Genomic DNA, 830 nt, shown 5'->3' on the forward strand with positions numbered 1-830 from the left:
TGACACATATTCATCTGTCAGTTTTTGAACGTCTTCAGTTGAAGCACGCAGTTCATCCTCAGTAATGTCTCCGTTTTTCTCAAGTTTTTTGAGATCATCGTTAGCATCACGGCGAACGTTACGGACAGCTACTTTCGCGTCTTCAGCATATTTTTTTACAACTTTCACTAATTCTTTCCGTCTTTCTTCCGTTAACGCCGGAATCGCAATTCGAATCATATTGCCGTCACTTGTTGGCGTAATACCTAAATCAGCTTTTAAAATCGCTTTTTCGATATCGCCGATTGCTGATTTGTCGTATGGCGTTACAACGAGCATACGAGCTTCAGGCACGTTAATAGAAGACAGCTGATTTAAAGGTGTCTGTGCTCCGTAATATTCTACCGTTACTTTATCTAATAGAGATGGATTTGCACGCCCTGCGCGTACAGTAGCCAATTCACGTTGATAAGCAGCAATTGCTTTTTCCATTTTTTCTTTTGTTTGAGTTAATACTTCTTTTGACACGTTATTTCCCCCTCACGATCGTTCCGATTGATTCACCGATAACGGCACGTTTGATGTTTCCTTCTTCCATAATAGAAAAGACGATAAGCGGAATGTCATTATCCATGCATAAAGATGATGCTGTTGAATCCATGACTTCCAGGCCGTCTTTAAGAACGTCAAGATAAGAAAGTGATTCATACTTAACAGCTGATTCATCTTTTCTAGGATCAGCATTATACACACCGTCAACATTATTTTTAGCCATTAAAATAACGTCTGCTTCAATTTCAGCAGCCCGCAGTGCAGCTGTCGTATCAGTTGAGAAATATGGGTTTCCTGTA

2 protein-coding genes are annotated in these 830 nt (G+C 40.1%); both read right to left on the minus strand.

All coding sequences use genetic code 11. The features are described 5' to 3' along the window. The coding region (gene frr, locus RAC86_RS39335) for a ribosome recycling factor (RefSeq protein WP_377887030.1) at nucleotides 1–507 on the minus strand (507 nt) is incomplete at its 3' end. 1 nt (nucleotide 508) lies between these two features. After that, a partial coding sequence (locus RAC86_RS39340) for an amino acid kinase family protein (protein ID WP_483861772.1) occupies nucleotides 509–830 on the minus strand: 322 nt, incomplete at its 5' end.

The organism is Bacillus sp. LR_5 (assembly GCF_042709275.1).